A 21430-nucleotide genomic window follows, 5' to 3' on the forward strand; every position below is an offset into this window, starting at 1 on the left:
CCCATGCGGCGCCGCACAATATTCTCGGGGGTAGTGCTCGCGGGTGCGACAGCGCTCGCCCTCTCGGGTTGCGGTGCTTCCCAGGAATCCGCGCCGGTGGTGATCGGTTCGCTGGAACCGGCAGCACATTCCGAGCCGCCCGCCCCGCCCATCCAGGCGCTGGCCGCGCCCACGCCCGCCGATATCGCCGCTCCGACCACGCTGCCGCCCGACGTGTACGCCGGGATGCCGCTCATCGACCGCACCGAATGGACCGACGCCGTCGACGGCCGTCGGCTGCTCGTCTACCCGACCGACGCGGGCCGCGCCGACCGGTTCCCGACCGCAGCCGACCGGGCCTGGCGGGAGATCCTCACCCTGTCCCCCGACGCCGACACACCCGGCATGTGGGACCAATTCCGGTGTCACTGGGAGTGGGCGCGACTGGTGAACCCCGACAAGCCGAGCTGGAACCTGGAGCCGTGGCGACCGGCCGTCGGCTACCAGGAGACCGTGAACGCGCTGTGCAATCCGGGCGGCCCCGAGCGCTGAACGGCGCCGTGGCGGCCATAACGAGACGGTCGCGGCGAAAGCGGTTGCCCGCGAGAACCTTCGAGTCCAACCTGAAAGTTGCGTATCGTGGGTGTCGTCGAAGCGCATACTCCTCGGAGGGAGCGGCACGGTGCGGTCATCAGCGACTCCGTCCGCCGGGCCGAACCTCGCCCGGGAGACCGCGCTGGCGGGTGCGCGAGAGCTGTTCCCCGCCCTCGACGATACCGCCGTCTACCTCGACAGCGCCTCCACCACGCAGAAACCGCGACCGGTCATCGAGGCCGTCGACCGGTATCACTCCCGGCAGACCGCCAACGCCGGGCGCGGCACCTACCCGTGGGCCACGACGCTCACCCGGGAGTTGGAGCGGGTGCGAGCACGGATGGCGGGATTCCTGGGCGCCCAACCCGACGAGGTGGTCTTCACCGGCGGGGCGACGGCCGCGCTCAACGCGGTGGCGCTGTCCTGGGCGCTGACCAACCTGCGCGACGGTGACGAGATCCTGTACAGCCCGCGCGATCACGGCTCGAATGTGTATCCGTGGCACCATGTTCGGCAGCTGCTGCGCGCCTTCGGGCGGGAGATCCGGCTGGTGCCCTATCGGGTGACCGCGCTCGGGGAGGCCGATATCGACCATCTCGCCGCCGCGATCACCCCGCGCACCCGGCTCATCACGGTCGCGCATCTGCATCACGTCTTCGGGGCGCTGACCACGCTCGAGGAACTGCGGGGGCGGATCGACCCGGGCATCGCGCTGTGCTTCGACTGCAGCCAGAGCGGCGGGCATCTGCCGGTCGACGTCACCGAGCTGGACGCCGACTTCGCGGTGTTCTCCGCCCACAAGATGTTCGGCACGCCGGGTACCGGGGTGCTGTACTGCCGACGCCGCCGCCATCCGGAACTCACCCCGTTCCTGCCGGGCGGCAATTCCGCTGTCGCGCTGGGCGTTTCGCCGTCGCTCGGCGATCCCGAACCCCGCGGTGACACCGAGCTGCGTGCGGGGGCGATGCCGCGGCTGCTGGAGGGCGGCACCCACAATATTCCGGGCATCCTCGCCCTCGGCGCGGCGCTGGACGTGCTCGACGGGTTCGGGCTCGACGCCATCGCCACCCACAACCGGGCGCTCACCCAGCGCCTGATCGCGGGCCTGCGCACCATTCCCGATCTGGAGTTCCTCCCCGGCCCCGCCCACGCCCCATGCGAAACCGGTTACGGCACAGTGTCGTTCACACTGCCCGGCATCTCCGCCACCGATCTGGGATTCGTGTTGAGCGAGTACGGTTTCCTGGTCCGCACCGGCGCGCACTGCGTCCCCGCCGACACCGTCGGGCGGGACGAGGATTCGGTACGCGTCAGCGCGCACGTCTACACCACCGTCGACGAAATCGACCGCTTCACCGAGTGCGTCGCCACCATAGCCACGGAGGTCCGATGACGATGAACGGGCACGACCCCCGCTACGACCGCCGCGCGGCCTCCCGCGTGCTGGCGACACTGGCCCGCCCCGGACTGTTCGCGACCGCCGAGTTGCCGCCGCGGCTGCGGCTCGAATACACCTGCGCGCCGATGCGTTCCGAGCCCGGCTCGCATCTGACGCTGTCACAGCGGCTGTATCTGGGGCGGTTCATGAAGCCGTGCCGTCCCGATCAGGTCACCTCGGCGACGCATCGCATCGCGTGGACCGACAGCGACGGGATCCCGAACACCGGGCACTACCACTCCGGGGGGCTGGGGCCCATCGTGCCCATCGCCGTGCGCGAGACCGTGCTGACGCTGTGGCACGCCCTGGCCGCCGAAGAGGCTCTGGCGCAACGGATCTCGCGACTGTCGGAGCGGGACCGGGCGGTGCTCGACGGCACCACCACCGATCACGACCCCATCGACATCTTCCGGGTCGGCATCGAGGCCACCGGGCGGGCGCTGGCGCAGCATGCGCTGCTGGCCCGGTGGACGCCGTACCGGACCCCCGTGGAGTTCGCGGTCGGCATGCGCGATTCCGGCATCTACGGGGCGGTCGCTACCCGGTGGTACTGGGAGCAGCAGGCGTCGACCTATCGGCGCGGCATGATCGCGGTGACGCTGGCCGCGCAACCCGACGGCACCGTGCGCTACTCCGCCGATACGGTGGCCACGCTGCGCGCCATGAAGGACGCCACCATCGCCGACGCCCACCGGATCATGCGCCGCGCCACCGCGGTCGAGGGGTTGAGCGTGGCGGCTGCCATCGAGAAGTACCACGACGATCTCGACCTCATCTCACGCCAGTACGCGCTGCTGCCGCCCGGCACCCGTCCGGCCTGCCTGGCCGCCATGCCGCATCAGATCGAGGGCGAGCACTACAGCATCCTGCCGACGGTCGTGGACCGGTTCACCGAACTGTTCTGCGCCATCGTCTCGCGGCTCACCATCGCGGAGACGACCGCGGCCGCCGAGACCGGCGATGCGGAGCTGACCGCCGAGGACCGGGTATTCTGGGTGCCGGACATGAACTGCCAGCATTGTGTGCGCACCATCACCGGCACGCTGGAGTCGATGGGAATCGCCGTGCACGACATCGACCTGGTGTCCAAGCGAGTGCTCGCCGACTTCCGCAGCCCGCGCAATCGGCACCGGGCCTTCGAGGCGCTGCGCGACAGCGGCTACAACCCCACCGTCGAGACACCGGCACCGGCCACGACGGAAACGGCCGTATGACGGTTTCCACACCGCCGACGCTGCCGCCCAAGATCCATCCGCTGGTCCGCGCGTTCATCGACGCGCCCGGGGCGGTGGCCGACGCGTTGGAACGGTTCGGTTCGCCCGCGCATCTGGTGTTCCCGCAGGTGTTCGCCGAGAACCTCGGACACTTCCGGGACGTGCTCGACGAACATGTGTCCGGGTACCGAATCTGCTACGCGCACAAGGTGAATCAGTCACGGGCCTTCGTCCGCACCGCCGAACGGGCGGGCATCGGCATCGACGTCGCCTCGGCGGCCGAGCTGGCGAGTGCGGTGGACGCGGGATTCGCGACGGATCGCATCGAGGTGACCGGGCCGAAGGGGGAAGCGTTCCTGCGTGCTCTGGTGGGCACCGGGGTGACGGTCAACGCCGACAATCTGTGGGAGGTGCGGCGACTGGCGGAGCTGGCCGACGCCCCGGTGCCGCTGCTGCTGCGCATATCCGGCTTCCCGGCGACGCCGGTCAGCCGGTTCGGGGTGCCGCTGTGGCAGGCCGAGGAGGCGCTCGCGCTGCTGGCGGCGCATCGGGACCGGATCGCGTTCCGCGGCTTCGCCTTTCATATCGACTCCGGAGAACCCGCCGAACGGGTGCGAGCGGTGGAAGCCTGCCTCGCGCTCACCGAACGCGCCTACGAATGCGGCCTCGTGCCGACGGTGCTGAACATCGGCGGCGGCTTCCGGCAGGTGTTCACCTCCGACGCCGACGCCTTCGACCGCTACGTGGTGGCGCTGCGAGCCGGTCTGCTCGGGCGGGGTGCGGCATTGACCTGGGGCGGCAACACCTTCGGCTTCCACCTCGACGGCGGTGCCGTGCACGGGACGCCGGTGTTCCACAAATACGCCAATACCGTGCCCGCGACCCGGATGCTCACCGATCTGCTCGGTGCGGAACTCGAACAGCACGGTGGACGCGCGATGGCGCGACTGGCGGCGGAGAATCTGCTCGACATCTGGTTGGAGCCGGGCAAGGCGCTGGTCGATCATGCCGGAATCACCGCGGCCCGGGTGGAGTTCGTCAAGGATGTGGCCGCGGACACGACCCTGGTGAATCTCGATGTCAGCCGGGACACCGTCACTCCCGCCGATCAGGAGGTGATGGTGGATCCGGTGCTGCTGCCCAGCGGCGGCGTGCCGGACACCGACCCCGGCGACGCACCGGTCGGGGTGTTCCTGGCCGGACGGCTGTGCCTGGAGCGCGATCTCATCACCAATCACAAGGTGTGGCTGCCGCGGCGGCCGCGGCCGGGCGATGTGATCGTCTTCCCCAACACCGGGGCCTATCACATGGATCTCTCGGCGGCGAACGCGTCCATGCATCCGAGGCCGCCGAAACTCGCTGTCGTACAGCGGGGTGACGGCTTCCGGGTGTGCCGGGACGAGGAGTACGAACCCGTGGCGGCCGTCGGACCGAGGCAGGCGTGATGCGCTACGACCACATCACCGAACTCATCGGCGATACGCCGCTGCTGCGGCTCGACCCCGCCGTACACGGGCTCGAGCATGTCGAGCTGTACGCGAAACTCGAATCCTGCAACCCGTTCGGGTCGGTGAAGGACCGGGTGGCGTGGGGCATGATCCGCGACGAACTCGACGAGATCGTGGCGCGCGGACAGAGCCTCATCGAGGCGTCCAGCGGCAATACCGCGAAGGCGCTGCGGATTCTCGGAGCCGTGCACGGGGTGGGGCTGCGGGCGGTCACCAATCGGATCAAGGTCGACGAGGTGCGGGAGCTGCTGCGGCTGTTCGGCACCGAGATCGAGGAGCTACCCGGACTGTCGGAGTGCCCCGATCCGACCGCGCCCAATGACGTGTACTCGGTGATCGAGGCGACGATGGCGAAAGCCCCTGGCGCGTACCATCATCCGTCGCAGTACACGAGTGAGAAGAACATCGAGGCGCACTATCAGGGCACCGGGCGCGAGATCCACGACGACCTCACCCGTGACGGCATCACGAGGGTGGACTATCTGATCGGCGGGCTCGGCACCACCGGCTCCACCCGGGGCGCGGCCAGCTATCTGCGCAAACACAATCCGGAACTGCGCACCATCGCGGTGGTCTCCGAACGCGGCGATTTCATCCCCGGTATCCGCTCCGAGACCGAGATGTGGGATGTGGGCCTGTTCCAGCCCGAATTCTACGACCGCATCGTGCCCGTCGACTCCGCCCGCGCCATCACCGGAACCCTCGCTCTGGCCACCGAATACGGCGTCCTGGCAGGACCCACCAGCGGTGCCGCCTACACGGCGGCCCTGGACGCACTGCGCGACTCCCCCGCCGAGGACTCGCGTCCCACCGTGGCCGTCTTCATCGTCTGCGACCGCCTCGAACCGTACCTGTCCTACATCCACAAACGCCGCCCCGACCTGTTCGGCGCACCCGCCCGCCACCGCACCCCGCCCACCCCGGAGGAACTCGCCGCCACCCCCACCCTCACCCCCGACGAACTGGAAGAACTGGACCGCACCGCCCGCCCCACCCTGGTCGACACCCGCGGCGCCATGGCCTACCGCATCGCCCACGTCCCCGGCGCCATCAATATCCGCGACGACCAACTCGACGACATGCTCACCCACACCGTCCCCTTCCCCCGCTCCCGCCCCCTCGTCTTCCTCTGCCCGATCGGCGAGGTCTCCCGCCACTACGCCGCCCTCGCCCGCCGCGCCGGCTACGACGCCGCCAGCCTGGGCGGCGGTGTCACCGCGTGGCGCGACAGCGGCAAGCCGATGGAATCGGCACCGAGACTCGATGTGTGATCACCCTCCGCGACCCGAATCGGCTACTGGGGTGTCAGGGTCATCCGTGTGGCACCGGTGGGGGGACTGGTCGTCGTTCCGTCGAATCTGAGCTTGGTACGGCCGTTCCATTGGATTTCGGTGATCGGACCGGTCGCACTCCAGGGGTAGCTGTCGCCACCCACCGATGAGGTGCAGTCCATGGTGGCCGTCTGTCCCGGTAGACCGCCGAGGTAGCAGTTCCAGCCGATGTGGTCGCTGGTATCCGGCGTGTAGTACCGGAACCCGTCACCTTCACGAGTCAGCGTTCCCTCGACACCGCTGTGCTCGGACGCCAGGATCCACACCCCGGACACATCCACCTCCCGACTGGGTTCTGCGGTGGGAGGTGGGATCGGAGCGGCGGAAGTGATGGTCGAGTTCGGCAGGACGGATGGTTCCGGTCCGCTGCCGACGACGTCCCGGTCGCCGGTCGTGCCACAGGGACGCTGGAAAGTGCTGTCGGTGATGAAGTCGAACAGGACCAATACGGTCAGCGCCTCGTCCGCGGGCCGGACCTCGAAGACCCGGCCCGGATCGAATCCCGCCCATTCGTCGCCGGTGAAGCTCACCTGCCGATCGGCCACCACCTGTGGCCGCGTCAGCGGCGTCCCGCTGATACCGCGCAGCCGCGGGACGCCGAAAACATCCACCAGCACAACGGTTCCCGCCTCCAAGACGGCCTGTTGCGATACGGCGCGCCCCGTCCGCAGCAGATGGTAGGTCACCCGCACGTCCACGCGAAGGACCACCGGTGTCAGCTCCGCCAGGTAGGTCCCCAGGGTGTCGACGGACAATCGCTCGCCGTCGCGCCAACGCAGTCGGTCGTCGGAGTTCAGCGCCTCCACCGCCGCTTCCGCCGCCGTACGGTCGGCGTCGAAGTGCGCGATCGTGGCCGCGCGTCCGCCTACGGGTTCGTTGGGCACGCCTCCGTAGAGCCCGGGTTCCCTACCTTGGAAGCTCCTGCCCGACGTAGGACCGCCGGGGGCGGTATTCGGCATCGCCACGGCGGCGGTACCGGCCGGTGGTCGGGGAATGAACGGATCGTCGCCGACCGTATCGCCGCCGTGGCGATAGATCTCGGTCAGGCCGGATCCCGGCGAGGTCGGAACCTGCTGCGCCGCGCGGAAATCAACTCCGGCGGTCGTCAACACGAATGCGGTGACCACGACGACGGCGAGAACTCCCAGGCCGATGACGAGCGGCGCGACGGACCGGCCCCGGTTACCGTCGCGCCGTGCCGGTGTGTGAGCTGTCGACCTCCTCCGGTGGTGGCGCCGTCGCACCGGACGGCCACTGCTCCTCGATCACGGCCAGTGCGGCGCCGACCGCTGGATCCTGTGCGGCGAAGGCCCATTCCACCGAGACGATCAGCGCCTCGCGGCCGGTCTCGCCGAAGGCGGCGCAGATTTCCACCAGCGCGGCCAGTTCCAGTCGCGGGTTGCCGCCGCCGTGGTGCATGCGCTGTCGAATGTAGAGCGGCATGCTCATCACATACTGCTGCCGGGCCGTGGGATCGGTCAGGTCGGCGATCTGTGCCAGCGCGGAGGCGATGCGCCGGACGGCCTCTTTGGGCAGCTTCTTCTCGACGGGCCGCTGGATTCGCTGGGTGCGGAGTTCACTGGCGATGGCCCGGTCGAGCCGATCCACGCGCGCGGCCTCCGGTGATTCGGGTGCAACGTGATCGTCACGTTGCACCTCGTGCAGCAGACGTGTTTTCACGATCCGGTACACCAGATCATCCGCCGAGGTCGGCCGGATGATGGTCGAATGATCTCCGGGCAGCACGCCGCCCGCGGGGAACACCGAGTTCGCCGACTGCGGGAGCACGATCGGATCGGCCAGTCCGGCATACGCCTCCACCGGAATCGGCACGCTGTGCATGGTCGCATCGCTGGCATGGACGACGCGCTCGAGCATCATCCGCTGTGTCTGGATGATCTTCTCGTTGAGCGGCCGCAGTTCACGCTCCTGCGGATTCCGCTGCCAGCGCCTGCGCAGCGGCAGCAGGTACTCCGAACCCGAGTTGGGCGTCGCGAACATCAACACGCGGCGCACACGGCGCAGCGCCGAACCGCGACCCGCGGTCAGCTCCTGTATCAGATAGCGCTGCACGATCAGACCGCCCTGACTATGCGCGGCGAACACCACCGGCTCGTCGGGAACCAACCGTTCGGCGAGTTCGGTGCCCAAGAACGCGGCGACCGTATCCAGATCGGGCAGCGTTCTCCGCGGCGCCAACTCGACGATTTTGCTGGGGTAATCGACACGCACGACACGGATGCGCCCGGCGAGATCGGCATCGCGCTCGATGAGCTCGCACAGCGGATCCCACGCACCGCTGTCGGACAGGATGCCGTGTACCACAACGAGAGCCACCTGTGTGGGCACCGTGTTCACCCCTGATTCCGAACTCGAACCTGATCGAGCATCAGCAATCCTACGAGCCCGCGTGCCGCCGCGACCACGGAACGCGCGACCCGCCACGATGCCGGGCGAATTCACGGACACCACCACGGACGACCGGTGCGGGTTGAGCCGGCTGGCCGGCCATCGTCCGGTGGGGCGAACGCCTGACATGGGAATGCCGACGCGCCGGGACGGCGGGGACACGCTACTCGAGTGGGGGCGACGCGGCTGGCAGGATGTTCGCGTGGAGTTGGCGTTCGGACTGGTCGGGTTGATTGCGGTGGCGGTGGCGCTGGCCGCGTTCGCGCGGCGGATCGGGGTGGCCGAGCCGCTGGTGTTGACGGTGGCCGGGGTGGTGGCGTCGTATCTGCCGTTCATTCCCGAGGTGGGGTTGGATCCGGAGCTGGTGTTGCTCGGGTTGCTGCCGCCGCTGCTGTACACGACCGCGATCAGCACCTCACTCATCGACTTTCGACCCAAGAAGGTGTCGATCACGCTGCTGTCGGTCGGGTTGGTGCTGTTCACGACCTTCGCGGTGGCGGCGGTGGTGATGGTGCTGCTGCCGGTGCCGTTCGCGGCGGCGGTGGCCATCGGTGCGGTGGTGGCGCCTCCGGACGCGGTCGCGGCCATCGCCATCGCACGGCGGGTGGGGATGCCGCGGCGCATCGTCACCCTGCTCGAGGGCGAATCGCTGTTCAACGACGCCACCGCGCTGGTGACGCTGCGCACCGCCATCGCGGCCATGGCGGGGGCGGTGAGCCTGTGGGAGGCGGGGGCCGATTTCCTGCTGGCCGCGGTCGGGGGTGCGGTGATCGGCCTGGTCGCGGCGGCGGTGCTGGCCTTTCTGCGGCGACGCATCACCGATCCGGTGCTCGACACCAGTCTGTCGCTGCTGGCGCCCTTCGCGGCGTATCTGCCCGCCGAGGCGGTGCACTCCTCCGGGGTGATCGCCGTGGTGACCTGCGGCCTGATACTCGGACACGGGGCCCCGGTGTGGCAGAGCGCGGCCTCGCGGATCGCCGAGCGCACCAACTGGCGCACCATCCAGTTCATTCTGGAGAGCGGGGTGTTCCTGCTGATCGGATTGCAGGTGCGCCATATCGTCGAGGACGCCTGGAACAGCGGGCTCGCACACGGCACCCTGCTCATCGCGTGCGCCGGGGTGCTCGCGACGGTGATCCTCGCCCGGCCGGTCTGGGTCTTCCCGGCCACCTACGTCGCCTGGTGGATGGAGGGCAGACGGCGCGGCAAACCCACGCCGCAGCCGACCGGCGCGGCCGTGGTGTCGTGGGCGGGAATGCGCGGCGTGGTGACACTGGCCGCCGCCATGCTGTTGCCCGCCGACACCCCGGAACTGGCGACACTGCGCCTGCTCGCGCTGGTGGTGGTGGGCGGAACGCTGCTGCTGCAAGGGGTTTCACTGCCCTGGGTGGTGCGCGCGCTGCGGCTGCGCGGACCCAGCCGCGCCGAGGACCGGCTCCAGGAGGCGGCGCTGCTGCAACAGGCCACCTCGGCCGGGCTCACGGCCCTCGACGCGCACGTCACCGACGCCACACCGGCGCAGATCGTCGAGGGGCTGCGGGGGCAGGCCGCCCAGCGGGCGCAGGCCGCGTGGGAACTGTTGGGCCGCTCCGAATCCGACCGCATCACCCCCGGCGGGGAGTATCGGCGGCTGCGGCTGGCCATGCTGGCCGCCGAACGCGACGTGGTGCTGCGGGTGCGCGATACCGGCACCCTCGATCACGAGGTGCTCCAGCATGTGATGGCACTGCTGGATATGGAGGAGTCCACGCTGGCCCGCGTCACCGAGGCCGGGGACGACGGTCCGGACACCATGGTGGCCGGGGTGGGCGGCGGCGACTGCGAGCACCTGCGCGACGCCCCGGAGACCGCCCGGCCCGACACTCCCGACAGCTGTGCCGAATGCGTCGCCGCGGGACTGGTGTGGGTGCATCTGCGCATGTGCCTGGCCTGCGGCCATATCGCCTGCTGCGAGTCCTCGCCGGGCAACCACGCCACCAGGCATTTCGAAGCCACCGGGCATCCGGTGATCCGCAGCGTGGAACCGGGTGAGAGCTGGCGCTGGTGCTACGTGGACGAACTGCTCGGGTAGCGGCGCGCTGAGCGGGGACGACCGTGCCCGCGCACCGGGCGGACGCGGCCGTCCCGGCCGGGCACTACGCTGTTCCCGGTGCAGACAGGTCAGCAGCCCTCCGACGCCGAGCCCCGCCTCTGGGGTGGCACGACCCTCACCGAACGCCGTGAGGCGCGCCGCGCCGCGCTCCTGGACGCCGCGCTCGATCTGATCGGCGAATCCGGGGCGGGTGCGGTCACCATGCGCGCCGTATGCCGCAAGGCCAATCTCACCGACCGCTATTTCTACGAATCCTTCAGCAGCCGAGACGAACTGCTCGACGTGCTGTACCGCCAGATCGCCGACGAATTCCTCGAACCCATGACCGCCTACGCGGTGGCCGACGATCCGGCCCGCGACCGGGCGCTGTCGGAGATGCTGGTGGACAAGGTGCTCCAGGATCCGCGCAAGTCCCGGCTGTTTTTGGTCGAGCCGTACTCGAGTACCGGGCTGGGCGCGACCACCATCTCGGTCATGCCTGCCTTCACCCGGCTCATCCAGGACCATCTGTTCAGCCATATCGAGGATCCGGTGCGCCGTCGGCTGGCCGCGGTGACCATGGCCAGCGGCAATGCGGGCATGTTCTCGGCGTGGTTGAACGGCACGCTGCGCGCCAGCCGCGAGCAGATCGTCGACCATCTGGTGGCGACCATCTGGGCCTACCGGCGCATGTACCGCGACTAGATCCGGCCCGAGCCGCGCGTCGAGGGCGTAGCGTCGCGGACATGGATCGCGCGGCAGTGCAGCAGTGGCTCGAGGGCTACGAATCGGCTTGGCGCACACCGGGAACCGCGGCCGTGCGCGAATTGTTCGCGGACGCGGCCGAATACTGCGTGTCCCCGTGGGCGGCGCCGATCACCGGCCGCGCGGCGATCGCCGCCTTCTGGGAAGCGGGGCGGGACGGACCCGACGAATCCTTCACCATGACCGCCGAGGTGATCGCGGTGGACGGCGACACCGCCGTGGCACGCGTCGGCGTCGAGTACCTGCGCGCCACCCCGGCCTCGTGGCGCGACCTGTGGATCCTCCGATTCGACCCCACCGGTCGGTGTGTTCATTTCGAAGAATGGCCCTTCGCCCCGGATCAGCCGGACGGACAAGATCATTCGGCACCCCCCTCGACGCCGAAATGATCATGACCAATTGTGCGAATTCGGGCATTTCGGACCCAACCCGATACCGCTGGTAGCGCGTGTTTCCCCCGCGCCGCACCCACAACCGCTATGACCTCGCGCGCCAATCCCACCCCCGCCCATTGTGCCCACCCCCTTTTCCTGGAAGCGTCTCGGACCACGCGACCAGGAGGCGAGACTCCGCCGCCTCCTAGTCGCGCCCAAACATTTCGCTCGTGCGGCGGCGACTCTCGCCCGGCTGCCCCCGTCACCGCTGACCCGGATCTCGCCCCCATCGACCCCCGCGATCGACGTCCCCACCGGAGCCCGCCGACGATGAGGTACGCGCCCGGAGATCGGTCCGATGAACTGTTGCGCCGCATGCGCGACGCCATGACGGATCTGCTCGGCCGCCAGACCGGTGGCCATCTGAGTGGCACGCTCGGCGAGCTGGCCGCCGAGGTCGCCACGGCACGTCGTAACCACGTCGATACCGACAGGGCCGGACACGATCGGGTCGCGTCCGCGCGAGACACGGGCGACATTCCCCGCAGCGGTACGCCTTCCCTCCCGTCGGGCACGCGGACACCGATCACCGACCTGTCACATATGCCGCCGCTCGGCGAACTCTACGACCGTGCCCGCCGTGGCGAACTCGACGACGACGATCTGACCCAGGAGCTGCGCGGGCTCCAGCGGCGGTACGGCCCCTATCGTGTCGAGAACATCACTGCCTGGTACGAGCGGTCCTGGACCCGCGACGACGGCAGCACCAGCCCGGCGAACATGACCTTCACCGGCGAGATCCGCGACGACGCCGGGAACGACGCCGGGACGCTTCTGTACGGCGTCACCCGCGACACCGACGGAAAGCTCGTGGTCACCAACGAATTCACCCAACTCCAGCAGGGATTCACCGGCCACGGGTTCTCCACCGCGTTCTCCGCGTCGACCGAGGACTACTTCCGACGATCGGGGGTGGACAGAATGCGGGTGACCGCCTCCATGACCGACGGCGGTGTCGCCTGGGCCAAGGCCGGCTACGACTGGGACCTCGACCCCGAGAAGCTGTACGAGTCCGTGCGGAAGATGCAATCTCGTCTCGATCTGTTCATCGCCGGCGACCGCGGCCCGATGAGCCAACATGATGTGGGACTGTTGCGGGAGATGCGTGCACGATTCGATGGACGAGTCGTGGATTTTCCCTCACCCCAGGAACTGGTCATGCTCGGCGGAGACAACCCGAAACTCGGCGAGGAACTGATGAGAGGATCGTATTGGCACGGGATGAAGAAGCTGTGACTCCGACGCCGGAGGAGAACGAATTCATCCGGGCGCGCAGCAAGGCCACGTCCACCCACTTCCTGCGGTTCGTCACCGAGCGCGGTCTCGATACCGATCCCGACACCTGGCCGGCCGCCGACCGGCAGGAATTCGATCGGCAAGCCCGTCGGCTCATCGAGGAGTGGAAGCTCCGCGCCCGCGATACCTTCGGCACACCGTGAACAGCCAGCCCTGATGTTGCGCCGCGCACATCCGGTGGCGAAACCGGGATGCCGGGTGTTTACTCGCTGGGGCGAGGTGCCGTCGTTCGCTGAGGCTCCTTCGCGGATACAGGCTGGCGATCGTAAACGTCGAGAGACGCCACCGATCAGGACAGGTCTCCCCGAATCAAGGGGTGATCCCGACCAGCTCCCGTCGGACGGGTTACGCCGCGAAGTGCCAAAGGTCTTACGAGGAAGGAGGTGGTGGGTGTGCCTGGTGGACGTGATCGATATCGGAGTCGATATCAGGTGGCCACACGGTGTTTCGGTGCCCCACCCGCGCTCGTTCGGAGGATTCCGCTCTCCCGGTAGCGCGCGGTGCGCCGACCTTTTCTCGGGAGTACGTCATGACCATGGTGGAAATGCTCATTCGGCTGTCGGCCGGGGTGGGCCTGGGTGCGGTGATCGGGTTCGAGCGGCAGTATCGGGCGCGGATGGCCGGGCTGCGGACCAACGCGCTGGTCGCCGCGGGCGCGACGCTGTTCGTGCTGCTGTCCGCACACGGCTTCAGCGGCGGTACCGCCGACCCGACCCGCGTTGCGGCACAGATCGTTTCGGGTATCGGATTCCTCGGCGCGGGCGTCATCCTGCGCGACGGGTTCACCGTGCGCGGCCTCAACACCGCCGCCACACTGTGGTGTTCGGCCGCGATCGGCGCGCTGGCCGGTGCGGGCATGCTGCCCACGGCGCTGGCGGGCACGGTCGTGGTGGTCGTGGTCAATACCGCGCTGCGGGCCGCGGGTCGCCGGGTGGACCGGCGTCCGGAGGCAGGCGACGAACAGCACACCCGGTACTCGTTCGTCGCCTGCACCGATGACGCGCACGAGGCGCACACCCGCGCGTTGCTGGTGCAGTCGTTGACCCGCACCGATTTTCAGCTGGTGTCGGTCGCCAGTTCCGATATCGGCTCCGGCAAGGTGGAGGTGCGCGCCGAGCTGGTCTCCGATCGCCGCGACGACCGGCAGATGGAGTCCGCGGTCAGCCGTCTGAGCCTGGAACCGCATGTGACCAGCGTCGGCTGGCGCACCCTGGACCAGCTCAGTGCGCCATGATCGGCGAGTCCGCGCATCCGGCGCGGCGGGTTTGCGCCGCGGCAGCAGCGACGCCGGGATCAGCGTGCACAGCACAGGCGCTACGCCATATCCGTACGATTGTCGGCCGGTCGGCTTCCCCGGTCACACTCTCGGCGAACGTGTCTGCCGGTACGGCCCATCGGGTAGCTGCCCGGACCTGTCACCGGTACCGAGGGTGGTCGCGCGCGGCGTTCAGAGAGGGTGATTCGCCGCGCCGACGACTCGCCGGAACAGTGTTTGTACCGCGGCGGTAACGTCCTGGTCCAGGTGGTGGTGGCAGGGGCCGATGTAGGCGTGGGTGAGAAAGTCGGCGGTGAGTTCGGGGTCGGGGACGTCGAACTCACCGGCGGTGGTGCCATCACGCAGCAATCGCACCAGCAGGTCGCGGGCGGCATGCATCGGTTCGTCACCGCCTGCCGCACCGAGTTCGTGGAAGAGCAGGTGGTAGAGCTCGTGGTCCTCGCGCTCGGCGGCCAGCCAGTGGGCCACCAGCGCGTCGAGCCGGTCGGTCCAACTCAGCTCGGCGTGTTCCAGAAGTGCGGCGGGTTCGGTGAGCATGCGCTCCCAGATGCGTGACTGCAAAGCCGCGAGCAGCTCCTGTTTGGAGGTGAAATACAGGTAGACCGTGCCCTTGGCAACCCCGGCGCGGGCGGCGGCCTTGCCCATGGTCAGCGCGTCGTACCCGTCTTCGAGCAGCAGGTCGGCGGTCGCGTCGAGGATCTGGCGGCGGCGCACGTCCGGGGGCTGGAAGCGGCCGGTGGGGGCGGGCCTGTCGGCGGGCACGATCTCTCTCCTGTGGATCGACTGGCGTTCGGTCAGTTCTCGGCTCCCAGAATGTCATGCTGCGCGCGGGCGACGACCACCAGCGCGGCTTCCTCGTTGGAGGCGTGTTCGTCACCACGATGCCGGTGTGCGAGGACCCGCACTCGATCGAGCCGTTCGATCCGCAGTCCGGCCGCGGTGATCCCGGCGCGCAGCGTGGCGGCGGTCAGCAGTTCACCCGGACCCGGCCAGGAGCGTCGGTCGCCGTCCCATTCGCCCAGCACGAGTGTTGCGCCCGGGGCGAGGGCGGCTGCGATGGTGGCGTAGGTGGCGGTTTGCGCGGCCGGGTCGATGGGTATCGCGTAGGAGCTGAGCACCAGGTCGTAGCGGAGCGCGGGCCGCCAGGCGGCGCTGTCGCCGAGGGCGAGCTCGAGGTCCAGCCCCCGCGCGCACGCACTCGCACGGGCGCTGGCCAGGGCTCGCGGGGAGATGTCCACCCCGGTAACTCGCCATCCCCGGCGAACCAGTTCCAGGGCGTTGCCGCCCGCGCCGCAGCCCAGATCGAGCGCGGTGCCCGGCGTCAGGTCGTCGGTGTAGGCGAGCAACAGCGCATCGGGGGCCATGGTGTCGCCGCTGTCGCCGCGATAGACCGAGTCCCAGTCGAAATCGAGGTGGTGATGTTGCTCTGACATGGAGCGACCTCCGTCAAGTTGAAATGAATGACCGTCAGTCAGTAGTATGACCTTTGGTCAGTCGATTGTCGAATCGTTCGGAGGCACCATTCATGAACCCCATCCACTACGACACCGTGATCGTCGGCGGCGGCCCGGCCGGGCTCGCCGCGGCCATGGCGCTCACCCGCTACCGCCGCCGCACCCTCGTGGTCGAATCGCCCGAACCGCCGCGCAACGCCGCCTCCCAGGGCGTGCACGGACTGATCGGACTCGACGGCATCAGCCCGGCCGACTTGCGCGCCCGCACCTGGAAGGACCTCGACGCGTACGGCCTGGCCACCCGCGCCGACACCGTTGCCGAGGACATCACCCGCGACGACGACGGCTTCACCGTGACCCTCGCCGACGGCACCCAGGCCTGGGCCGGGACGGTGCTGTTGGCGACCGGCATGGTCGACATTCACCCCGACATCGAAGGGCTCGCGGCCTGCTGGGGCCGCACCGTCATCCACTGTCCGTTCTGTGTCGGCGAGGAGAACGCCGACCGTGCCTGGGCGGTCATGGCGGCCGAACCCGACTTCGCCCCTATGGTCCCCGACGCCTTCCGGGCCTGGACCTCCGATGTCGTGGTCATCGCCCCACCCGAATTCGACGGCGCGGCCGAGATCCGGGATCGGCTGCGCGAGCAAGGCAGCGACCTGGTGCAGGGCGAGATCGCCCGCTTCGTGCACAACGACGGTGAGCTGTCGGCGATCGAGTTCACCGACGGTCGGGTGCTCGAACGACAGACGCTGCTGTGGCATCTACCGCAGCGACAGGTTCCGCTGATCACCCGGCTCACCGAAACCCTCGGCCTGACACTGGATTCCGACGGCTACGTCGCCGTCGACAAAGACCGGAAAACCAATATCGCGGGCCTGTATGCCGCCGGTGATCTCACCACCCTCTACCAAGGAGCCATGAACTCCGCCGGCGCGGGCGCGGCAGCCGCCGACGCCATCCACTTCGCCGACTTCTTCTGATCGGCCCCGCACCCACCCGTCCCGGACTCGGCCGGCACTCACAGACAGTGCGGCCGAGTCCACCCCGCCCTCCGGAGCCTCCCCATGTCGCGTCTGGCCACATTCCCCGACTACCTCCAGCGCATCGGCGACCGCACCCCGCTCTACGCGGCGGTCGCCGAGCACACCCGTGCACAGCGGGTCATCTATCCCGGCAGCTACCTCGACCTCGCGCCTTCCTTCGTATGGTCAGACGTGACCTACCTGGACTCGGACGCGCGCGCCCGCAAAGCGTTCGCCGACCCGGACCGGCCGTTGTCGCTGGTCCGCGCCCAGCGCCGCTACACCACCGAACCCCGCATCGCCTTCATTCCCGGCGACTACACCCGCACCCTCACCGAACTGCCCGCCTGCCGGTGGGACCTGGCTATTTCCCTCTACGCGGGACCGATCTCCGAGCACGTCGCGCGGTGTCTGCGTCCGGGCGGATGGCTGCTGGTCAACAACAGCCACGCCGACGCCGGACTCGCCCACCTGAACCCGCGCTTCGAACTCGCCGCCGCCATCCACCACCGCTCCGGCCTATACCGGCTGATCATCGACAACCTCGACCGCTACTTCCAACCCGCCCGCCCACCACACCCCACCCACGAGCAACTCCGCACCCACGGGCGCGGCACCCGATACACCCGCCCCGCCGACTACTACCTGTTCCGCACATCCAGATCCATCTCGCGCTGACACTCACGCACAACCACGACACGGCGCTAACCCCAGCAGTTTCGTGACGCCGAATCCGATTTCGGACTGGCCGTGCGTATCGACATACGAGGATTCAATCTGCGTCTCGGTGCAGTGGTGGATCGCGCCGTCGACCATCGCGTGAACTTCCGAAACGGAGCAGTTGAGCAACTGGGAGTGCACCACGACCGAGCCGTTGCGCTCGACGCTCCAATAGATCAGCACGCCACGGCGGCCGTAGCGGGAATGGTGCTCGGTGAAGATGTTCTGGTCGTAGGCCCCGAAATGTGTTGAATCGGAGGCGATCGCGGTCGACGACTCGCCCCCAGATCGTCGACCGCCGTGCGGAGAAGGTGGCGTTGGCGTTGAGGTAGCGGCGCCGCGCGTAGCGGATCTCGTCCTCGGTGTGTCCGGTGCCACCGGACACCGACTTGATCCCGGTGTTCGTACCGTAGGCGTAGATCGCAGGCAGAAGCCGTTGCGCGAGTACGTCTTCGGGCATGGAGCCTCGGTCGGCCACGGAGGTGATGCCGCGCAGGCAGCCGGTGCGCAGCACCGCTTCCTTCACCATATCGATCAGCGGCACTACACCCCATCTGGTCTGGACCTGGGATTTGAGTTTGCGCAGGTTGCGCGGCTCGGTCGCAGGTGTCAGCGGTGCCAGCTTGATCGCACCCTGCTTGCGTTCGGCGATCTCGAGCCAGCTGCATTTGGCGGGCGGCGCGACGGGAAGGCGCTGACCTGCACCCTGTGGGTGCCGGTGCAACCGACCCGGCAGACGCGGGAACCGACACTCACCCGGTCGCGGGGTGAGTGGAGAACGCCCGAGAAGGGCGCTGTCGAACCATCCCGACAACCAGGGTCACTCGACAGGCTGTGTCGGACGGGACGACGATCCGGTTCAGCCTGCCAGGCAGCAAGCCGGAGAATCAGCAGCGGCTTCCGGGGTCGGCGATCCAGGGGCGCGCCGCCGAATGCGGTATCGCCACGGATGGGAAGGCTGGCTGCGGGGCATCGAGACGACGACGGACCCACCCCGACACGCCACCGGTCGCGCACAGCGCAACCGGACTTCATCGCCTGCCTAGTCACGCGAAACCCACTGCGCCCCAATCAGACCGAGAATTGTTCGGGCAGTCGCCACCCGCCGCGCGAACTGCGCGGCGGCAGCACCGTTCAGCCGTGCGCGGCAATCGAAAATTAATCCCTTTCATCCGACATCGGGCAGTTCGCGGGTTACAGTGACCCGCAGAGGGACGCGGCGACGAGGAGCAGGTGTTGGTGTCCATCGGGAAATTGGTGTCGTTCGACAGTTCACGGGGGTTCGGATTCATTCGGCCCGAAGACGGTGGCCCGGACGTTTTCGTCCATGTCAACGACATCGGCCTGGACGAGGACGAGCTGCGCCAGGGGCGGGTGTTCGAATTCGATGTGACCGAAGGTGACCGGGGGCCGAAGGCGATCAACCTGGCGCTGGTCGGGGGGACGGGGCCGGTGCGGCACAAGAACAAGGAACGCGGCGAGCGGACGGCCGGACAGCTCAGCGCCGAGGAACACCGGCGGCTCATCACCGAACTACTGCTCGACGCCAGCCCGGCCCTGACCGCCGGGGAGATACTGACCATCCGCGAGCGCCTCACCGCCTTCGCCGATCAGCACGGGTGGATCGACGGCTGAGGGTATGCCGGTCTCGAAAAACTGACCGGTACGGCCTTACGATCTTGGGAGCCGCCGTATCCGACCGATGAGTTTCGATCGGGCGCGGCGTCTACCTGGGTAGGTAACCCCGAGGAGGTCGCGTGGATCTGCCCGTCATGCCGCCGGTCAAACCGATGCTGGCGAAATCGGTGTCCGCCATTCCGGAGGAGCCCGGACTGCTGTTCGAGCCCAAATGGGACGGTTTCCGCTGCATCGTCTTCCGTGACGGACCCGAGATCGAACTCGGCTCCCGCAACGACCGCCCGCTCACCCGCTACTTCCCCGAACTGGTGGAACTGCTGGCAAGGGCACTCCCGGAGAAATGCGTGGTCGACGGTGAGATCGTGGTGGTCACCGAACACGGCCTGGACTTCGACACCCTGCAACAGCGGCTGCATCCGGCGGCGTCGCGGGTGAACAAACTGGCCGTGGAGACCCCGGCCAGCTTCGTCGGCTTCGACCTGCTGGCGCTCGGGGACCGGGATCTCACCGAGGAACCGTTCGAACAGCGGCGGCGACTGCTGGAGACCGTGCTCGACGGCGGCTTCTCCCGCACCCACCTCACCCCCATCAGCGACGATCCGGAACAGGCGCGGGACTGGTTCACGCGGTTCGAGGGCGCGGGGTTCGACGGCGTGATGGTCAAGGCCAAGGATCTGCCGTACCTCCAGGACAAGCGGGTCATGCTGAAGGTCAAGCACGAACGCACCGCCGACTGTGTGATCGCCGGATTCCGCTGGCACAAGGACGGCGAAGGCGTCGGCTCGCTGCTGCTGGGCCTGTTCGACGACGACGGCCACCTGCACCACGTCGGCGTGGCCAGCAGTTTCACCGCCGCCCGCCGCAAGGAACTCGTGACTGAACTGGAGCCGCTGCGCACGAACGCCCTGGAGAACCACCCGTGGCGGGAGTGGGCCGACGCGGCCGCACAGGCCAAGGCCGAGGGCAAGATGCCGGGCGGGGTCAGCCGCTGGACCGGCGGCAAGGACCTGTCCTGGGAGCCGCTGCGCCCGGAACTGGTCGGCGAGGTGCGCTACGAGCACGTCATGTCCGGGCGGCTGCGGCACGGCGGGCGGCTGGTGCGCTTCCGCACCGACCGCACCCCCGAATCCTGTACCTACGCCCAGCTCGACGAGGTCGCGCCCGCCGAACTGGCCGATATCTTCACCGAGGCGAAAGCCGGCAAGGGAGCACGGTCGTGAGCGGTTCCGTCGAGATCGAGGCGAACGGGCACACCGTCACCATCACCAATCCGGACAAGATCTACTTCAGCAAACGCGGCGACACCAAACTCGACCTGGTGCGCTACTACCAGGCCGTCGCCGACCCGATCATGAACACCATCAAGGACCGGCCGGTACTGCTGGAGCGGTATCCGGACGGAGCGAGCGGCAAATCCTGGTTCCAGAAGCGCGTGCCCGCCTCGGTGCCCGACTGGTTGCGGACCACCGTCGTGTCCACCCCCAACGGCACCACCAGCGACGCCCTGGTGGCCGCCGACCTCGCGCACATCTTGTGGGCGGTCAATCTGGGCTGCCTGGGCTTCCACGTGTGGCCCACCCACGCGGGCGCGGAGGCGGCCGGCACCGCACCGCCGGTCTTCGACGCCGACGGCAACGAACTGCCGCCCACCGGCATCACCGACGAACTGCGCATCGACCTCGATCCCTCCCCCGGTATCGGTTTCGACGACCTGCGCGCGGCCGCGCTGGCCACCCGCGACCTGTGCGAGGAACTCGGCATCGACGTGCGCGTCAAGACCTCCGGCTCGCGCGGCCTGCACCTGTACGCCCTGCTGGAACCGCGCTGGGACGGCTACCAGGTGCGCGCCGCCGCCGTCGCCCTGGCCCGCGAGCTGGAACGCCGCCACCCCGACCGCATCACCGCCCAGTGGTGGAAGGAGCAGCGCGGCAGCCGCGTCTTCGTCGACTTCAACCAGAATGCCCCGCACAAAACGGTTTTCGGCGCCTGGTGCGTGCGCCCCAAGGTCGGCGCGCAGGTCTCCACCCCCATCGCCTGGTCGGATCTGGACACCGTCGTCCCCGACGATCTGACCATCGCCACCGTCCCCGACCGCGTCGCCCGCCACGGCGACCCCTGGGCCGACCGCACCCCGCAATCCCTCGCCCCGCTGCTCGAGATGTCCGAGCGCGATATGGCCGACGGCCTCATGGACGCACCCTGGCCCCCGGTGTATCCGAAGATGCCCAACGAACCCCCGCGGGTGCAGCCGAGCAAGGCCCGCCGGAACAGCGAGTAG

The 21430-nt window shown here is 68.7% G+C and carries 21 protein-coding genes, 1 pseudogene and 1 riboswitch; of the genes and pseudogenes, 16 read left to right on the plus strand and 6 right to left on the minus strand.

Going from position 1 to position 21430, the window contains the following annotated elements:
* Window positions 1–3 precede the first annotated feature (3 nt).
* The 5 genes from QJS31_RS00125 to QJS31_RS00145 all read left to right on the plus strand — a co-directional run bounded on the left by QJS31_RS00125 (window position 4) and on the right by QJS31_RS00145 (window position 6004).
* Window positions 4–531, plus strand: a complete 528-nt coding sequence (locus QJS31_RS00125) for a DUF2599 domain-containing protein (RefSeq protein ID WP_282778648.1) — start codon at window positions 4–6, stop codon at window positions 529–531.
* Between the two features lie 130 nt (window positions 532–661).
* A complete protein-coding gene (locus tag QJS31_RS00130) occupies window positions 662–1966 on the plus strand; it encodes an aminotransferase class V-fold PLP-dependent enzyme (RefSeq protein ID WP_282778650.1) in 1305 nt (434 codons plus the stop codon).
* The gene (locus QJS31_RS00135) at window positions 1963–3225 is read left to right on the plus strand and encodes a heavy-metal-associated domain-containing protein (protein WP_282778652.1); all 1263 of its coding nucleotides are present in this window, start codon (window positions 1963–1965) and stop codon (window positions 3223–3225) included. Before QJS31_RS00130 ends, QJS31_RS00135 begins: the two co-directional genes overlap by 4 nt.
* A complete protein-coding gene (locus QJS31_RS00140; protein WP_306355654.1) occupies window positions 3222–4670 on the plus strand; it encodes a decarboxylase in 1449 nt (482 codons plus the stop codon). Before QJS31_RS00135 ends, QJS31_RS00140 begins: the two co-directional genes overlap by 4 nt.
* Window positions 4670–6004, plus strand: coding sequence for a pyridoxal-phosphate dependent enzyme (locus tag QJS31_RS00145; protein WP_306355898.1), 1335 nt, complete (start codon window positions 4670–4672; stop codon window positions 6002–6004). Before QJS31_RS00140 ends, QJS31_RS00145 begins: the two co-directional genes overlap by 1 nt.
* 23 nt (window positions 6005–6027) lie before the next feature.
* Here QJS31_RS00145 and QJS31_RS00150 read toward each other — a convergent pair whose 3' ends face one another.
* The gene (locus QJS31_RS00150; protein ID WP_282778657.1) at window positions 6028–7191 is read right to left on the minus strand and encodes a DUF6777 domain-containing protein; all 1164 of its coding nucleotides are present in this window, start codon (window positions 7189–7191) and stop codon (window positions 6028–6030) included.
* A gap of 55 nt (window positions 7192–7246) precedes the next feature.
* On the minus strand, window positions 7247–8401 hold the full coding sequence (locus QJS31_RS00155; RefSeq protein ID WP_282778659.1) for an alpha/beta fold hydrolase: 1155 nt from the start codon (window positions 8399–8401) through the stop codon (window positions 7247–7249).
* A gap of 274 nt (window positions 8402–8675) precedes the next feature.
* Between QJS31_RS00155 and QJS31_RS00160 the strand changes: the two genes are divergently transcribed.
* The 6 genes from QJS31_RS00160 to QJS31_RS00185 all read left to right on the plus strand — a co-directional run bounded on the left by QJS31_RS00160 (window position 8676) and on the right by QJS31_RS00185 (window position 14273).
* The gene (locus tag QJS31_RS00160; protein ID WP_282778661.1) at window positions 8676–10544 is read left to right on the plus strand and encodes a Na+/H+ antiporter; all 1869 of its coding nucleotides are present in this window, start codon (window positions 8676–8678) and stop codon (window positions 10542–10544) included.
* A 78-nt stretch (window positions 10545–10622) separates the two neighbouring features.
* On the plus strand, window positions 10623–11249 hold the full coding sequence (locus tag QJS31_RS00165; protein WP_282778663.1) for a TetR/AcrR family transcriptional regulator: 627 nt from the start codon (window positions 10623–10625) through the stop codon (window positions 11247–11249).
* Between the two features lie 41 nt (window positions 11250–11290).
* Complete coding sequence (locus tag QJS31_RS00170; protein WP_282778664.1) at window positions 11291–11698, plus strand: nuclear transport factor 2 family protein; 408 nt, start codon at window positions 11291–11293, stop codon at window positions 11696–11698.
* Window positions 11699–12013: 315 nt separating this feature from the next.
* Complete coding sequence (locus tag QJS31_RS00175) at window positions 12014–12979, plus strand: hypothetical protein (protein ID WP_282778666.1); 966 nt, start codon at window positions 12014–12016, stop codon at window positions 12977–12979.
* Window positions 12976–13182: a hypothetical protein gene (locus QJS31_RS00180; RefSeq protein WP_282778668.1), complete on the plus strand. Its 207-nt coding sequence runs from the start codon at window positions 12976–12978 to the stop codon at window positions 13180–13182. The genes QJS31_RS00175 and QJS31_RS00180 overlap by 4 nt, the downstream gene beginning before the upstream one ends.
* A 74-nt stretch (window positions 13183–13256) precedes the next feature.
* Window positions 13257–13425: riboswitch (M-box (ykoK) riboswitch) on the plus strand.
* Between the two features lie 143 nt (window positions 13426–13568).
* On the plus strand, window positions 13569–14273 hold the full coding sequence (locus tag QJS31_RS00185; protein ID WP_282778670.1) for an MgtC/SapB family protein: 705 nt from the start codon (window positions 13569–13571) through the stop codon (window positions 14271–14273).
* A 213-nt stretch (window positions 14274–14486) separates the two neighbouring features.
* Here the strand turns inward: QJS31_RS00185 and QJS31_RS00190 are convergent, their stop codons facing one another.
* On the minus strand, window positions 14487–15077 hold the full coding sequence (locus QJS31_RS00190; protein WP_282778672.1) for a TetR/AcrR family transcriptional regulator: 591 nt from the start codon (window positions 15075–15077) through the stop codon (window positions 14487–14489).
* A gap of 32 nt (window positions 15078–15109) precedes the next feature.
* Complete coding sequence (locus QJS31_RS00195; protein ID WP_282778674.1) at window positions 15110–15748, minus strand: bifunctional 2-polyprenyl-6-hydroxyphenol methylase/3-demethylubiquinol 3-O-methyltransferase UbiG; 639 nt, start codon at window positions 15746–15748, stop codon at window positions 15110–15112.
* A gap of 92 nt (window positions 15749–15840) precedes the next feature.
* Between QJS31_RS00195 and QJS31_RS00200 the strand changes: the two genes are divergently transcribed.
* Both QJS31_RS00200 and QJS31_RS00205 read left to right on the plus strand, forming a co-directional pair.
* Entirely contained in the window at window positions 15841–16752 is a 912-nt protein-coding gene (locus tag QJS31_RS00200; protein ID WP_306355655.1) for an NAD(P)/FAD-dependent oxidoreductase, read from the plus strand.
* A gap of 84 nt (window positions 16753–16836) precedes the next feature.
* Window positions 16837–17472: a hypothetical protein gene (locus QJS31_RS00205; protein WP_306355656.1), complete on the plus strand. Its 636-nt coding sequence runs from the start codon at window positions 16837–16839 to the stop codon at window positions 17470–17472.
* Window positions 17473–17475: 3 nt separating this feature from the next.
* On the opposite strand, the gene QJS31_RS37275 is transcribed toward QJS31_RS00205, so the two are convergent.
* The gene (locus QJS31_RS37275; RefSeq protein ID WP_372341538.1) at window positions 17476–17892 is read right to left on the minus strand and encodes a Tn3 family transposase; all 417 of its coding nucleotides are present in this window, start codon (window positions 17890–17892) and stop codon (window positions 17476–17478) included.
* A pseudogene (locus QJS31_RS37280) lies at window positions 17828–18043 on the minus strand (Tn3 family transposase); the annotation flags it as partial. The gene QJS31_RS37275 and the pseudogene QJS31_RS37280, both read right to left, overlap by 65 nt.
* A gap of 704 nt (window positions 18044–18747) precedes the next feature.
* Here QJS31_RS37280 and QJS31_RS00215 point away from each other — a divergent pair.
* The 3 genes from QJS31_RS00215 (at window position 18748) to QJS31_RS00225 (ending at window position 21430) form a co-directional block, all read left to right on the plus strand.
* Window positions 18748–19149, plus strand: coding sequence for a cold-shock protein (locus QJS31_RS00215; RefSeq protein WP_029928527.1), 402 nt, complete (start codon window positions 18748–18750; stop codon window positions 19147–19149).
* A 122-nt stretch (window positions 19150–19271) separates the two neighbouring features.
* A complete protein-coding gene (locus QJS31_RS00220; protein WP_306355658.1) occupies window positions 19272–20372 on the plus strand; it encodes an ATP-dependent DNA ligase in 1101 nt (366 codons plus the stop codon).
* Window positions 20369–21430 (plus strand): DNA polymerase domain-containing protein, encoded by a 1062-nt coding sequence (locus tag QJS31_RS00225; protein ID WP_282784815.1) that lies wholly within the window; start codon window positions 20369–20371, stop codon window positions 21428–21430. Before QJS31_RS00220 ends, QJS31_RS00225 begins: the two co-directional genes overlap by 4 nt.

The organism is Nocardia sp. CC213A, assembly GCF_030766805.1.
GTDB lineage: Bacteria > Actinomycetota > Actinomycetes > Mycobacteriales > Mycobacteriaceae > Nocardia > Nocardia otitidiscaviarum.